This window comes from Flavicella sp. IMCC45668 (assembly GCF_057219105.1).
This window is the reverse complement of sequence record NZ_CM170114.1, coordinates 2,474,371-2,490,068: the sequence shown is the minus strand read 5'-3', so window position 1 is coordinate 2,490,068 and position 15,698 is coordinate 2,474,371. Positions and strand designations below refer to the sequence as shown.

Here is a 15,698-nt window from a genome sequence, read left to right as displayed (position 1 = left end):
TGTTCAAAAAGGTGGATTTATTCAATGAAAATCATGTGTTTCCTTTTTTCGGACGGAAGTGAGATGGTGGATTTCCATATTCTTTTTTGAAGATTCTACTAAAGTATCGACTGTCGTTATACCCCACTTTATAAGCTATTTCTTTCATGGTAAACGTTCCTTTTTTGATCAAATTCATGGCTAAAGATAATCGGTAGGAGTTGGTGTATTCAATAATTGATTTACCAGTTAAACCTTGTGTTTTTCTATATAATTGAGATCTGCTAATACCAAGTTCTGAACAAATAAGATCCACAGAAAATTCAGGGTTTTCTATCTGACTTTCTATAGCGTTATTTAATTTCTGGATGTAGTTATTATCAAGTGTTTTTTCTAATAATTCAGCAGGAGATTTCCTATGTTTTTCTATCAAGAGCTTTCTTGACTCTAGTAAGTTTCTGATTTTTAATTTTAATTCGGCCAGATTAAATGGCTTTTGAATATAATCTTCTGCCCCACTTTGTAAACCAGTTATTTTATTTTCATCGCCTGATTTTGCCGTTAAAAATAGGAGTGGAATGTGAGCTGTAAGTTCATTGCTTTTCAGTTGATTTGCCATTTGAATACCATCAGTGTCAGGCATCATTATATCACTGATGATAAGGTTAGGAATTGTTTTGATGGCGGTCTTGAGTCCTTGATTACCATTTTCAGCTTCTAGAATATGGTACTTTTCTGAGAGTTCCTCTTTGATATAAGAACGAATATCAAGATTATCTTCAACTAGTAAAATAACATTTTTATCGGTTTGAAATTCATCTTGTTGCGGAACTTTGTCGTTATGTTTGGTCGTCAGGTTATGCTCTTTTAAGCCAATAGGTAAGATTACCTTAAAGTGTGAACCTTTTTGTTTTTCGCTGTGAAGTGTTATATTTCCTTTATGTTGTTGTACTAATTCTGATGTTAAAGAAAGTCCGATTCCACTGCTATATCCAAATTCTGGATTTTCATCAAGTTGGTAAAAACGTTCAAAAACTTTTTGTTGTAGTTCTTTAGGTATTCCTATACCATTGTCAATTACATTAATTTCTAGGTAGCCTTGAATTACCTCATTTTTTTCGTTGAGGTGTATATTAGTGAAGGAAACAGTAAGTTTTATAATACCTCCTTTTGAAGTATATTTAAAGGCGTTTGAGACTAGGTTGGTTGCAATTTTTTCAACGACATCACTATCAAAAAAGAAGGTGTAATTTTCTTTAGGAATTTCATAGGAGTATTGGATGTTTTTTTCTTTGTTCCAATACTCGGCAGCGGCATTTATAGTGTCAAAAACGGATAGGTTTGTTTGAGGACTAATCTGTAATTTTTGTGTGGTTTCCAGTTTTCTAAAATCTAGAATTTGATTGATTAACACCAAAAGTCTAGAACTATTTCGGTACATCATCTCTAAAATTTTGTCCGAAGGTTTTGTGTTTTCTTTAGCAAATTTTTCTAAAGGAGAGGTGATTAATGTTAAGGGAGTTCTGAGTTCATGTGAGATGTTGGTGAAAAATTTTAATTTCATTTTTGCAACTTCCTCAAATTGTAAAACTCTTTCTTTTTCAATTTCAAATTTTAATTTGTTACGTTCCTTTCGAACTGTCCATCCATAAATTAAAAACAGAAATCCAATGCATATAATGCCAATCAAAATTTTGACCCAAAGTAATTCCCAAAATGGAGGTTGAATTTGAATTTGAAGAGCTGTAGGTTCTTCGTTCCATATACCAGATTCATTAGACGCTTTTACGAGAAAAGTATACGCTCCGGAGGGGATATTTGTGTAGGTTGCTTTTTGTGAGTTGTGTGCCTCAATCCAAGATTTATCGTAGCCTTTTAATTTGTATTTATATTTACTACGCTGGTTGTTATTAAAATTAATTACTTGAAATTCTAATTCGAATTTTTTGTCAGAATAATCAAGAGTTACCGTTTTTTCTACTTCAATATTTTTTAAGATATAGCTGCTATTTGGAGCAACCAACTCATTGTTTACCCAGAGTTTAGAGATATACAATTGTGGTTTTTTATTGTTTGGTTTAATGTCTTTTGGATCAAACAACATCGGACCTTTGGCAGTTGAAAAAAGTAGTTTGTTAGAACTTAGTTTGATACTTGCATTTGTGAATTTGTTTGAAATAAGTCCGTCTTGCTCGTATAAAATTCTGGCTGTGTTTTTTGTTGGATTGAATTGAATCAATCCATTTGGGGTTCCAATCCACAAGTTACCTTCATTATCTTCTAATATAGATTTAATAACATTGTCTTGTAAAATGGGATTGTTTAGTTGTGTAAAGCTATTTGAAGCTGGGTCTAGTTTACAAAGTCCGGCTTTGGTTCCGATCCAAAGGTTGTAATTTTGATCTTCATAAATGTCATTGATAAAGTTGTTGGATATACTAGTATTGTCATCAAGATGATGTCTGTAGTTTATAAATCGATCAAGGTTAGGGTCATATTTTTTTAATCCATCGCCAAAAGTTCCGAACCATAAATTCCCTAGATGATCTTCAAAAACTTTTCTTGCACTATGAAAGTAGCCAATTCCATTAGGGTTTTCAGCTTCACATTCATAATGAGTAAAATCGCCTGTTTTGGGGTAAAAGGCAGAGATTCCTAAAACTTCTCCAATCCAAAGTTCATTTTTTTTAGTGTGTAATAAGGAAAATGGAAACAAGTCTTTTTTTTCCGTTTGTAGAAGTTTTCCTGTTTCAGAATAGTTAAAAATATAATGTCTGTTTACTACCCAGATAGTATTATCTATTGCGTTGTTGAAATTTATTGTGGTACCAGGTATAGGGAATGTTTTAAATAACTTTTGAGTTGTTTTTGAAAATAAATGCATCACATTACCTTCAAGAACCCAATAGTAATTCAGAGTTTCTTTAACAGTGGTATTTGGTTTGGTTCCTAAGAAATTTTTGAAATTTGTAGCTTTCCTTTCAAACAAGAAAAAGCTTCCATATCTATCAAGTATCCATGTGTTTTTGCTTTTTTGATCATGAAATATTGTGTTTGCTTGGAAGGAAGTTTCGTTGTGAAATAAAGAATTTAAATCAATGCGATGTTTTAGGTGAAAACTAGAATCACAAATAGAGACATATTTTCCGGCCGTAAACCAACAATTATTGTCATTTTCTTTTTTTAGAAAAGTAAAACCACCCATGTCACTTTCAAAGGTTGCTAATTTGTTGGTATTTGTAAGTTGTGAATGATTTTTAGAGGAAGATAGGAGCTTTTTGTTGAAAATTTCTATGCTACCATGACTTTGAGATTGTTCTAGTGGTTCATGAAAGATTCTAGTAAATTTTTCAGTTTTCGGATTGAAAATATTCAACCCAATCCAAGTTCCAACAAATAGATTCCCATTTGGCTTTTCTCGGATTGAGAGTACGTTATTATGGCTAATGCTTGTACCGTCTGTTTTTGAAAAAGTATATCTTTTAAATGTATTTGTTTTTCTGTCAAGCAAGTTTAATCCACCTCCATCGGTACCAATATAAAGTTGATGGTCTGTTGTTTCATAGATGGTTCTAACTTCGTTAAAAGAGAGGCTTTTAGGGTTTTTTGGGTCATGGGTAAAACGCTCAAAACTATCAAAATCTCTATCGTATTTTAATAATCCACCTCCATAGGTTCCAACCCATAAAGTTCCCTCGTAATCTTCATAAATACAAGAGATATGATTGTCGGTAATCCCTGTTTTGTTTTGTGGATTTTTAATGTAGTTTTTAAAGTTACCACCATTGTATCTCCAAAGTCCGTTTAAAGTGGCAATCCAAACAAATCCGAATGAATCTTGAGCAATATCATAGGTGTTGGTTTCAATTGGCAATTGAAAGTGACTTACTTTATAGCCTTCAATAAATTTCTGTGACCAGTTGAATTGACTGATACAGCATAACAATACAATTAGAAATAATCTTCTTAGAATCACGGTTTTTTTACTTAAAACGCTGTTTATGTGGGGTAAAAGATAGTTTAAAAATTTTGAAAAAAAGGGAAGTGTTGTTTTAATCAAAATTCATAGACAATTGAATACGTTTTCTAACGGTGTCTACTTCTTCAACACGTACTTTTACATGTTGATTTAAGTGAACTTCATCACTCACATTTCCTACATAACCTTTTTTAAGTTTTGAAATATGAACCAAACCACTTTCTTTGATCCCGATATTTACAAAGCATCCAAAATTGGTCACATTATTTACAATCCCAGGGAGAATTTGTCCTGTTTTTAAATCATCTATGGTTTTGATAGTCGCGTTGAATTCAAAGACCTTTACTTTTTTTCTTGGATCTAATCCTGGTTTTTCAAGTTCAGAGATTATATCTTTTAAAGTTGGAATTCCAACAGCATCAGTACAGTAGTTGTTCAAGTCGAGGGTTTTTAAGATCTCCCTGTTTCCAATAAAATTATCTAATGCCGTTTTGGTGTCTTTGGCCATTTTTTTTACGATAGCATAGCTTTCAGGATGTACGGCTGAATTATCTAAGGGGTTTTTGGCGTCTTTAATTCTTAAAAAGGCAACAGATTGTTGGTAGGCTTTTGCACCCAATCGAGGAACTTTTTTTATTTGATCTCTACTTACAAAAGCGCCATTTTCTTTTCGGTAAGTAACAATATTTTCCGCTAGCTTTGGACCAATTCCTGAAACATAGCTTAATAAAGAGTTACTCGCAGTATTGATATTGACACCTACTTTATTTACACAGAATTCTACAACTCTGTCTAACTCTTCCTTTAGTTTAGTTTGATCTACATCATGTTGATATTGTCCTACTCCGATAGATTTTGCATCAATTTTCACCAATTCTGCAAGAGGATCAGCAAGTCTTCTTCCTATCGAAACCGAACCTCTAACGGTGACGTCATAATTTGGGAATTCATCTCTAGCTATTTTGGAGGCCGAATAAATTGAGGCACCTGCTTCGTTGACAATAAAAACTTGAATGTCTTTTTCAAACCTAATTTTTTTGATCAAGCTTTCCGTCTCACGAGAGGCAGTACCATTTCCAATGGCAATTGCATCAATTTTGTACGCATTTACAGCTGTTGTAATTTTACCAATAGCCTCTCTGTCTTTATGTAAATAAATGGTGTCGTTGTGTTTCAAATTCCCATAAGCATCCAAACATACCATTTTACAACCTGTTCTAAAACCCGGATCTAAAGCAAGAATGTTTTTTTCTCCTAAAGGTGCTTGTAACAGTAGTTGCTTTAAGTTTTTTGCAAAAACTTGAATGGCATTGGTGTCCGCTTTTTCTTTGGCACTAGAAAGTACTTCGTTTGAAAGTGCTGGAGCTAATAACCTTTTGTATGCATCTTTAATAGCGAGTTCTATTTGTTCTGAACATTCGTTTTGTGATCGAATCATTTTAGAAGCAATTCTTGCAAGTGCTTGTTCTTTATCAATGTCAATTTTGATTCTAACAAAACCTTCTTTTTCTGCTCTTAATAAAGCCATTAATCGATGAGAAGGACATCTGAAAAGAGATTCTGACCAATCAAAATAATCTTTGTACTTCTGGGCTTTTTCGTCGTTAACTTTTGATTTTACTACCTTAGAAGTAATGGTAGCTCTTCTTTTAAATTCATTTCTTAATGAAGTTCTGATATCAATTCTTTCGTTGATCCAATCAGCAATAATATGTCTTGCACCCTCTAAAGCTTCTTCAGAAGATTGAATCTCTCCTTTTATAAATTTATGACTTGTGTACTCTAAATCATTGGAGTTTTGGGCCATGATTATTTTTGCCAATCCTTCCAAGCCATGTTCTCTTGCTTTGTCTGCCTTTGTTTTACGAGATTTTTTATAGGGTAGATATAAATCTTCTAACTCAGTATTAGAAAAAGTATTATTGATTTTATGTTCTAATACGCTGTCTAAAGAACCTTGCTCTTCTATAGATTTTAAAATTGTTTTTTTTCTTTTTTCTAACTCATCATATACCTTTTTATGACTTAAGATGTCGCTAATTTGAACCTCATCTAAATTATTAGTCATTTCTTTTCTATATCGTGCAATAAAAGGAACTGTACAATCTTCAGAAATTAATTTTAAGGTATTAATAATACTGATATCTCTAAGGTCAGTATTGGATTTTATATAGTCAAGGATTTCCATAATTTGTATATGCTGTACGTATAGTGAAGAAACAAAAATAGATTAATACTTTAAAAAAAGATACTTTTATAATTGCTTTCATTCAAAACTATCTAGATTTTATGTTTATAGTTTGGTTTTTTGTGCGATAAATAGTGTCTTTTGTCGAAATATTTTTTTGAACAATGAATGTTGAGCGATATTGTTCGGTGAAGGTTCATTTTTGTATTTTCACCTTTTTGAATTTTCGAATCAAAATAAATAACCAATAACTTAATTTGTATTATGGAGTCAGCTACAGTAAACACCAAAAAATCAAGTATCATTCCTATTAGTATTATTGCTGGAGTGTTTTTTATTTTTGGATTTGTAACATGGATCAACGGAGCGTTGATTCCGTTTATGAAAACGATCAATGAATTGACTGAGGCTCAGTCTTATTTGGTTGCATCTGCTTCCTATATTTCGTTTGTTTTAATGGCTTTACCCGCTTCTTCTATTTTGAATAAAATAGGTTACAGAAAAGGGATGTCATTGGGGCTTTTTGTAATGGCGATTGGGGCGCTGGTATTTATTCCTGCTGCCGAGGCAAGAACGTATTGGGTTTTCTTAACCGGAATTTTTATCCAAGGAATAGGGATGACTTTATTGCAAACAGCTGCGAATCCTTATATTACTATTTTGGGGCCAATTGAAAGCGCTGCCAAGAGAATATCAATTATGGGGATTGCCAATAAAGTGGCAGGGGCTTTAGGTTCTATCATTTTTGGTTCTTTGTTGTTGTCAGGTATTGGCGAAGTGAATAAGAAATTAGAGTCTGTGTCTGAACAAGAAAAAGAAATACTGTTGGATAGCATGGCAGACAGTGTTTTTATGCCCTATGTTATTATGGCAATTGTGTTAGGTGTTTTGGGAATTTTAATTAGAAAAGCTCCTTTGCCACACGTAGAACCTGCTGAGGAAACTTCGGAAGAGGGAGCGACAGAGAAAACTAGTATTTTTGAATTTCCACATTTGTGGTTCGGAGTATTGGCGCTGTTTTTTTATGTTGGAGCAGAGGTTATTGCTGGAGATACCATTATTTCATACGGTATTTCATTAGGCTTCGAGGAAGCCGATGCTAAATTTTTTACCACCTTTACACTCATGGCCATGGTGGTTACCTATTTGCTTGGTGCGGTATTGATACCAAAATATATCAGTCAGAAAAAAGCATTGATTGTAAGTGCGATATTAGGAATTATTTTTAGTGTTGGAATATTAAGTACCACTGGTTTTGTTTCAATATTATTTGTTGCGGCTTTAGGAATAGCCAATGCTTTGGTGTGGCCGGCAGTATGGCCCTTGACTTTAGATGGATTAGGAAAGTTTACCAAAACGGCCTCCGCATTGTTGATTATGGCAATTTCAGGAGGAGCCATTATACCTCCCTTATATGGTAGATTGGTAGATGCGAGTAAGCATGAGATGATAGCCGAAGGGGTAGATGCGTTAGATGCTACTACAGTTTCCGCAACGAGTAGTTATTGGATATTAATTCCGTGCTATTTGTTTATTTTGTTTTTTGCTTTAAAAGGGCATAAAATTCATAGTTGGAAAAAATAGCTCATAAATATAGTTTATAAAAAAAGTTCACTTAACAAAAGTGGACTTTTTTGTTTGTTAGACTTTTATGATCCATTTTTTACGAAACATGATATAGGCTAATCCTAAATAAAAAAGAGTTACCGAAAAGGCGTATAACAATGAAGCTAGTTTTAAATCTCCTATGAGTGAGACAAAATAATTTTGGAATAGAAAAGAGTGAATGCTTTCTGTTTCGTTTAATTTTATCAAATAAAAACATTTTGAAAGTAGGCTGGAAAGAAAATAAATAGATATGGCATTGGTACCTGCATATTTAAAGATATTTCCAAAGTTCAGTTGCACTTCATCAGAAAAATAATAGATAATTGTTAAGAAAAGGGTTCCATAACCAGCTGTAACCAGTACAAAAGAGCCTGTCCAAAGCGCCTTGTTCAGAGGGTACCAAATGCTCCAAATATATCCAGAAAGAAGCAATGTAAATCCAGTTAATGCTAATAGATTTATTTTGTTATCGGCATGTACCTGTAATATTTTCCCAAGCAATATCCCTATAATGCAGGTGATAACGGAAGGGATGGTACCCAGAATTCCCTCAGGATCATAATCAATTTGCCAAGTATGATTTTTTAATAATTGTAGGTCTATATAATTTGCCCAATTATTTGGACCACGTTCTAGTGAAGGTATGCTTCCATTAGGTAAGGGGACAAAATTGGTAAATATCCAATATATTGCCAGGGTTCCTATAGAGATAGAAAGCAGTGTTTTCCAATTGTATTTTAAAAATAAAAGCGAACTAATAAAAAATACGATTCCTATACGTTGTAAGACTCCCGGAATTCTTAGGTTATTAACGTCTGAGAAAAATGGAAAAGAAGGAACAAAAATATTTAAAAACAATCCAAGTCCTATTAATTTTAAACTTCGAATCAGGATTTTTTTATAAGTTTTTGAATTGTTTTCTGCGTTTTTATAGGCATATGAAATTGAGATCCCTACAATAAACAAGAAAAAGGGGAAAATTAAATCAGTGGGGGTAAGTCCATGCCAGTTAGCGTGTAAAAGAGGAGCGTACACGTGATTCCAATCACCTGGCGTGTTCACTAAAATCATTGCAGCAATCGTAAAGCCACGTAAAATATCCACAGATTGTATTCGATTTCTCATAAGATCGTTATTTATCAAATGAAATGTAAAAAAACACTTATTAAGATATAAAAAACTTCTTTAGAAAACAGAATCTAGGCGATAAACAACTGTTCTATTCTTGGTTAAGAATAGTTTTTTTGGTGGTTGCTACATATTTTCTTCCTATCGGTACTCGTTTGGTCGCAATTTCTATCAGGTTTCCTTCAATACTGTTTACTTTATCTATGGCAATGGTAAAAGATCTATGGATTCTTAAAAATTTTTCTTTTGGAAGTTCTTCTGTTATACTCGTAAGAGATTTGTGCACCAAATAATCACCTGTATTTGTAAATACCTTTATATAATCTTTCAAACTCTCAATATATAAAATGGTGTCGTATTTTATTTTTACAAGTTTTTTTTCAACTTTCAAAAATATAAAACCTTCATTATTAGTTTCTTCTTCCGTTTTGGTTGCTCCTCGTTGTAATTGTACTTTTTGAGTAATTTTATTAATAGCTTTTAAAAACCTTGTAAAAGGAATTGGTTTGACCAAATAGTCTAGCACATCAAGGTCAAAACTTTCAAGGGCGTATTCTCTATAAGCGGTAGTGATTACAACATTTGGTTGCACATCAACGGTTTTTAGGAACTCTAGACCATTCATTTTCGACATATTGATATCTAAGAAAATAACATCAATTTTTTCTTGTTTCAAAGTCTCAAGAGCAGCAATAGGATTATTAAAAGTGGCTATGATTTCAAAATTATTGAATTCTTGTAAATGAGTTTCAATCACTTTTATAGCTAAAGGCTCGTCGTCAATTATGATCGCTTTTATGTTCACAGTATGTTTAGGTTTATTGCTTCTGGTTTAAGGGTATCGTCATTTTTACTTTGTAGATATTTTTATCAGCTTTCGACTTTAACTTATATGAATTTTGATAAAGTAACTGAAGTCGTCTTGCAACGTTGGGGTTGCCAATCCCATGTTTTTCGGTTTTAGTAACCTTTACAAAGTTGTTCTCTGTGGTAAATATAAGTTTTTTATTTTCTATTATTTTGAATCCTATTTTAACTTTTAGTTTGTCATTTCCGTTTTTTCCATGTTTAAAAGCGTTTTCTATAAAAGGTAAAAATAATAGAGGAGGTAACATAATATCCGAAATATTTCCTTTGATGGATAGCTTTACTTTGATGCTTTCTCCATGTCTCATTTCTTCTAAATCTATATAGTTTTGAATGTATTTTATTTCTGTAGAGAGGGCAATAGATGGTTCTTTTACATCATATAAAACATATTGCATGATATCTGATAATTTCAAGACAACACTCGGAGCGATATCTGATTTTTCTAGGGTTAGAGCGTATAAATTATTTAAAGTGTTGAAAAAAAAATGCGGTTGAATTTGAGATTTTAAAAAATTTAATTCCGTTCTAAGTTGTAATTTTTTTAAGTTTTCGGCTTTTTGTTTTTGATAAATCCATTCCACTGTAAGTTTGATTGCTGCGGCAAAAGCCACTACATAAATTTCACCAAGGGTTACTGCAACAATATGGTTGAATTGAAAAGCATTTTGAACACCTTCTGCTTCTGGCCAAATATTTTTACTCACTAGAAAATAATTAAAGCCTGTTCGGGTAATGTATAAAATTGCTAAAGAGGTTGTGAAAAAAATAAAAAACAAAGCATATTTTTTATTCAGAATAAATCTTGGTATTAAAAAATAGATGGTGAAATACACCAAAATAATATGCAGAGGAAATTCGACCAAGTTTGACTTTAATGAATACCAATAGTCATCAAAGTAGCTTCCCCAACGAATAAAATTCAGAGTAAAATAACTCGCCCAAAAAATCAGATGATATTTTAAAGGGATTCTAAAGTTGGCTTTTTTTAAGATGTTAACTATCGGCAAAGTCCTGTTTTTATTGGTAAATATTTGTTTTTTAATGTGTTGTATTTTATCAAATGTAATATTTTTTATGATTAAATTATGATTAAAAATTTTTGAAATATACTTTGTATCTTAATAAATGTCATTGGTTGGTCGTTTTCTGTCGTTTGGCGAGATTTTTTTTTACAGGCCCAATCACCTCATACTTTTATCATGAAAACCAATTAACAATATTTTTATGAAAAAAATTAACTTAGTATTTATTACGATTTTTTCCATGCTGTTTAGCCTTCAGGTTTCGGCACAAGAAAAAAGTATTACTGGTACAGTAACCACGGCTGCTGATGGAGTTCCCCTACCTGGAGTTTCTGTATTTGTGGTAGGAACTGATAGAGGTACCACAACAGATTTTGATGGTCTATTCTCTATAGAAGCATCTGCAGGTGAGCAATTGAAGGTTTCGTTTTTAGGAATGAAAGATGTTTCGGTAACGGTGGGAGATTCGAATTCTATCACTGTTGCCATGGAAGAAGATTCTCAGGCCTTAGACGAAGTAATCGTGACTGCCCTTGGTATTAAAAAAGAGAAAAAAGCCTTGACATATTCTGCACAAGAAGTTGGCGGTGCTGAATTAACTAGAGTAAAACAAACCAACCCAGTAAATAGTTTATCTGGTAAATCAGCCGGGATTTCTATTACGCGTAGTTCTTCGGGTGTGGGTGGAGCTTCAAAGGTTGTATTAAGGGGTAACTCTTCTACAACAAACAATGATCCTTTGTATGTTATTGACGGTGTGCCAATGCAAAATAGCGGTAACGGTTCAAATGGTGAAGCACCAGGAACAAATGTTTTCGGAAGTCAAACAGGAAACCGTGATGGTGGTGATGCAATGTCTATGATCAATCCTGATGATATTGAGAGTATGTCGGTTCTAAAAGGAGCTTCTGCTGCTGCACTATACGGTTCTCAAGGAGCGAATGGGGTAATCTTGATTACCACAAAAAAAGGAAAAGAAGGTAGATTGTCTGCCAACGTAAGTTCTGCTTTTACAATGGATAATGTGTTTGTAACCCCTAAATTACAATCAGAATATCAATCTAATTCTGTAGGGCAACCTATTGCAGAGAACGGAAATGTTGCAGACCCAAAATCATGGGGAGCTAAAGCAGATGGATTGTCAAATAATGCTGAAGATTTCTTTCAAACGGGATATACAGCAATTCAATCTATTGCTTTAACAGCAGGTACCAAAAAAGCACAAACGTATTTATCTTATGCAAATACTTTGGCAGAGGGAGTTATTCCTCAAAACAAAATGATTCGTAACAACTTAACTTTAAGAGAAACGATGAGTTTTTATAAAGACAAGTTGCAAATCAATGCAAGTGTAAGTTTGTCTGATCAGAGAATTAATAACAGACCTACAAATGGTTTGTATTCAAATCCTTTAACAGGTTTGTACTTGCATCCTGTAGGAATTGATAGAGGTGTTTATAAAAATAAATATGAATATTTCAATGAGGCAACAAATATGATGGATCAATATGCAACCTCTTTTGATGAGAATATTCAGCAAAATCCATATTGGTTGATTCACAGAAATCCATCACAAGATATTGCAGAAAGAGTTTTGGCAAATGTATCTGTAAATTATAAAATTACAGAAGCCTTCTCTTTACAATCAAGAGTTAGTTATGATAAGTCCTTCTTTACGTTTGACAAAAAAATGTACGCTGGTAGTGATTTGACATTTGTGCCTGCAACAGGACGATATATTGTTGAAAAAACAGAAAACACACAGCAATACATTGATTTAATAGCAAATTATAACAAGAATATTTCTGAAAATATTTCTTTAACAGCTTTGTTGGGGACAAGTTTGACAAAATATTCAACTGGTGATCAAATCTTTTTAGATTCTGGAAATGGTACAGGATTAAACTATCCTAACTATTTTACAATTGCAAACTTTACTTCTACAAATGATATTCAACAAACAGTATCTAATAGAGAGGTTCAGTCGGTTTTTGCATCAGCAAACATAGGTTTCTATAACAAAGTATTTTTAGATGTAACGGGAAGAACTGACTGGTCTTCTACATTGGTAAACACTGCATCAGAATCTTTCTTTTATCCATCGGTTGGTTTAACAGGAGTTTTATCTGATATTATTGAGTTGCCAGAAGCGATCTCATTTGCGAAAATTAGAGGTTCTTATGCAGAGGTTGGTAAAGATATTCCACCATATGCTACAATTCCACTAAACTCTATTCCACTAGGACAAGGGAATTTTGCAAAACCTACTTTTGGTGTAAAAGAAGGAGAAACATTAAGACCAGAAAGACAAAAATCATTTGAAATCGGTACAGAATGGAGATTCTTAGGAAATAGAGTAGGGTTTGATTTGACTTACTATAACTCAAAAACGACAGATCAAATATTTTACATCCAAGCAGAGCCTAATACGCAAGGATATGTTCAGAATATTGTAAATGCTGGTGAAATTTCTAACGAAGGTATTGAGTTGGTAATTAACGGTAAACCTATTGTAAATGATAATTTCGTTTGGAATTCTTCATTGAACTTTGCAATGAATAAGAATAAAGTAGTTTCTGTACATCCAGATTTAGAAAATGGTGAAGCGGTTCTTACAGCTCCAGGAGTAAATGGTTATGGATATTCATTAGTTGAAGGAGAAGATTTTGGTTCAATTAGAGGTAGATCAGTTGTTAGAAACGCAGACGGTTTACCAATAGTAACAGATGATGGTGCAGGAAACTTAACCATAGAATCTACAGATTTTGAAACGATTGCACATGCACAACCTGATTATACTTTAGGATGGAACAATAATTTTGAATACAAAAACTTTAATGTAAGCTTTTTGATTGATGCCAAAGTTGGAGGTAGTGTTGTAAGTGTTACAGAGGCGGTAAATGACTTTTATGGAGTGTCTCAAGCTTCTGCAGATACAAGAAACACCAATGGAGGTATGGTAAATGTTGTTGATACAGACGGAAATCCTTTACAAATGACAGCACAAGATTATTACCTAAAAACAGGTGGTAGAGCCGGTATGTTGGGTGAGTATGTTTACGATGCTACTAATGTAAGTTTAAGGGAGTTTTCTGTAGGGTATAATTTAAACTTTAAAGAAAGTGTTGTGAAAAACTTAAGACTTTCTTTAATCGCAAACAACCTTTTCTTCTTTTACAAAAATGCGCCATTCGATCCGAATATTGCGGCTAGTACAGGTAATGGGTTGCAAGGAGTTGACATCTACGGTCAACCTTCAACTAGAAGTGTAGGATTAAATGTTAACGTAAATTTCTAAGACGATGAAAAAATTAATAAAATATACTTTAGCTTCTATGATTGCACTGACTTTAGTGGATTGTACTAGCGACTTTGAAAACATCAATACAAACCCATCAGGGGTTTCTAATGAGAGTTTGACACAAATGAATAATCATATTGGAGGTTCTTTTACTCCTATGTTTTTAAATGTAATGAATGTAACACCTGCATGGAACTTTCAGTTACAGCAAAATTTAAATGGGGATGTGTACTCTGGTTATATGACACCACCGACACCTTTTGCAGGAAACGTGAATAACATGACCTATTCTTTGGTAGATGGTTGGAATGGGTTTCCATGGTCTGATGCCTATGGGAATGTGATGCCTTTTGTTTTGGATATTAAAAATGCGGTAGATAATGGAGGAGATCCTGCGGGAGTGAAATTCGTGTATTTGGCGGATATAATCAAAGTGACTGCAATGCATAGAGTTTCTGATGTATATGGGCCAATTCGTTATTCTAAGTATGATGATTTTGCTACTACTGGAGAATATGATGCGCAAGATGTTGCTTATGCCACTTTTTTCGCTGAATTAGAAGAGGCAATAACAGGTTTAAAGACTTTTGAAGCAGATACTCAATTTGTGCCTTTTGATATGTCGTCTTTAGAAGGAGATATTGCTTTATGGCGTGCATTTGCAAATTCTGTAAGATTACGTTTGGCTTTAAGAGTTGCTAAGGTAGATCCTACACTTGCGAAAACCCAAGGAGAATTGTCTTTGGCTTCTGATGCAGGTTTTTTGGAGTCTGATATGTTTATCAATACCGGATTTGCACACCCTTTAACGGTAATTAGTGGTTCATGGGGAGATATTCGAATGGGAGCAGAAATGGAATCTATTTTGACAGGTTATAACGATGGTAGAATAGAGAAATATTTTTCTCCAGCGGAAGATGAAGCTTTAGCGGGTGCCTACAAGGGAATCCGTATGGGAATTGAAATTGAGGCAAAAACAGAATACGGAGCTCACTCTGCAATTGGTTCTGTTGTGGAAGGAGAAACGATGCAATGGATGACTGCTGCTGAAGTAGACTTTTTACAAGCAGAAGCTGCTTTAAGAGGTTGGGCAGGTGCCGGAACTGCAGCTACGCATTATGAAAATGGTGTAACCGCTTCTTTTGCTCAGCATGGCGTGTCAGATGTGGCAACTTATTTAGCAGATAACACGAGCACACCAGCTGATTTTGTTGATGCTTTGAATAGTGATAATGATATTGCTTATGCAAGCGATGTAAAAATTGCCTATAACGCATCTGGTACGAATGAAGAGCAGTTAGAGCAAATCATTACTCAAAAATGGATTGCAATGTTCCCTGATGGTCAAGAGGCTTGGTCGGAATTTAGAAGAACAGGTTACCCGAGAATTTTTCCGGTAATGGTGAACAATAGTGGAGGTACTATTGATACAGACATTCAAATAAGAAGAATCAATTTTGTGGAAAGCGAAAGAAACACCAATGGAGCAAATGTTGATATTGCTGTAGGATACTTAGGAGGTCCTGATACAGGAGGTACACGTTTATGGTGGGATGTTGCTGGAAGTAATTTTTAAAACATAACCACTGGTTATTTTAAGTTAGGAAGTTTCGATTAGTGATA

Annotated in this window: 8 protein-coding genes; 3 read left to right on the top strand and 5 right to left on the bottom strand. The window is 33.6% G+C overall.

What is annotated here, in order from left to right; all coding sequences use genetic code 11:
- Positions 1-31: 31 nt before the first annotated feature.
- Positions 32-3,955 carry a hybrid sensor histidine kinase/response regulator transcription factor gene (locus AC2DZ0_RS10200; protein WP_484641643.1) on the bottom strand — a complete coding sequence of 1,308 codons (3,924 nt, stop codon included), beginning with the start codon at positions 3,953-3,955 and terminating at the stop codon, positions 32-34.
- Positions 3,956-4,031: 76 nt separating this feature from the next.
- Positions 4,032-6,146, bottom strand: a complete 2,115-nt coding sequence (locus AC2DZ0_RS10195; protein WP_484641641.1) for a Tex family protein — start codon at positions 6,144-6,146, stop codon at positions 4,032-4,034.
- Positions 6,147-6,410: 264 nt separating this feature from the next.
- Between AC2DZ0_RS10195 and AC2DZ0_RS10190 the strand changes: the two genes are divergently transcribed.
- Entirely contained in the window at positions 6,411-7,730 is a 1,320-nt protein-coding gene (locus AC2DZ0_RS10190; RefSeq protein ID WP_484641640.1) for a sugar MFS transporter, read from the top strand.
- A gap of 57 nt (positions 7,731-7,787) precedes the next feature.
- On the opposite strand, the gene AC2DZ0_RS10185 is transcribed toward AC2DZ0_RS10190, so the two are convergent.
- The 3 genes from AC2DZ0_RS10185 to AC2DZ0_RS10175 form a co-directional block, all read right to left on the bottom strand.
- Positions 7,788-8,879, bottom strand: a complete 1,092-nt coding sequence (locus tag AC2DZ0_RS10185; RefSeq protein ID WP_484641638.1) for an acyltransferase family protein — start codon at positions 8,877-8,879, stop codon at positions 7,788-7,790.
- A 94-nt stretch (positions 8,880-8,973) separates the two neighbouring features.
- On the bottom strand, positions 8,974-9,687 hold the full coding sequence (locus AC2DZ0_RS10180) for a LytR/AlgR family response regulator transcription factor (protein ID WP_484489949.1): 714 nt from the start codon (positions 9,685-9,687) through the stop codon (positions 8,974-8,976).
- 13 nt (positions 9,688-9,700) lie between these two features.
- Positions 9,701-10,456, bottom strand: a complete 756-nt coding sequence (locus AC2DZ0_RS10175; RefSeq protein WP_484489948.1) for a sensor histidine kinase — start codon at positions 10,454-10,456, stop codon at positions 9,701-9,703.
- 520 nt (positions 10,457-10,976) lie between these two features.
- On the opposite strand from AC2DZ0_RS10175, the gene AC2DZ0_RS10170 reads away from it, so the two are divergent.
- Positions 10,977-14,072 carry a SusC/RagA family TonB-linked outer membrane protein gene (locus AC2DZ0_RS10170; protein WP_484641637.1) on the top strand — a complete coding sequence of 1,032 codons (3,096 nt, stop codon included), beginning with the start codon at positions 10,977-10,979 and terminating at the stop codon, positions 14,070-14,072.
- Between the two features lie 4 nt (positions 14,073-14,076).
- A complete protein-coding gene (locus AC2DZ0_RS10165; RefSeq protein WP_484641636.1) occupies positions 14,077-15,651 on the top strand; it encodes a RagB/SusD family nutrient uptake outer membrane protein in 1,575 nt (524 codons plus the stop codon).
- Positions 15,652-15,698: the final 47 nt, after the last annotated feature.

What these genes read in the sequence shown, in the direction of transcription:
- AC2DZ0_RS10170 (WP_484641637.1), top strand. Translation starts at nt 10,977, where the DNA reads ATGAAAAAAATTAACTTAGTATTTATTACGATTTTTTCCATGCTGTTT.
- AC2DZ0_RS10165 (WP_484641636.1), top strand. Translation starts at nt 14,077, where the DNA reads ATGAAAAAATTAATAAAATATACTTTAGCTTCTATGATTGCACTGACT.
- AC2DZ0_RS10185 (WP_484641638.1), bottom strand. Translation starts at nt 8,879, where the DNA reads ATGAGAAATCGAATACAATCTGTGGATATTTTACGTGGCTTTACGATT.
- AC2DZ0_RS10190 (WP_484641640.1), top strand. Translation starts at nt 6,411, where the DNA reads ATGGAGTCAGCTACAGTAAACACCAAAAAATCAAGTATCATTCCTATT.
- AC2DZ0_RS10195 (WP_484641641.1), bottom strand. Translation starts at nt 6,146, where the DNA reads ATGGAAATCCTTGACTATATAAAATCCAATACTGACCTTAGAGATATC.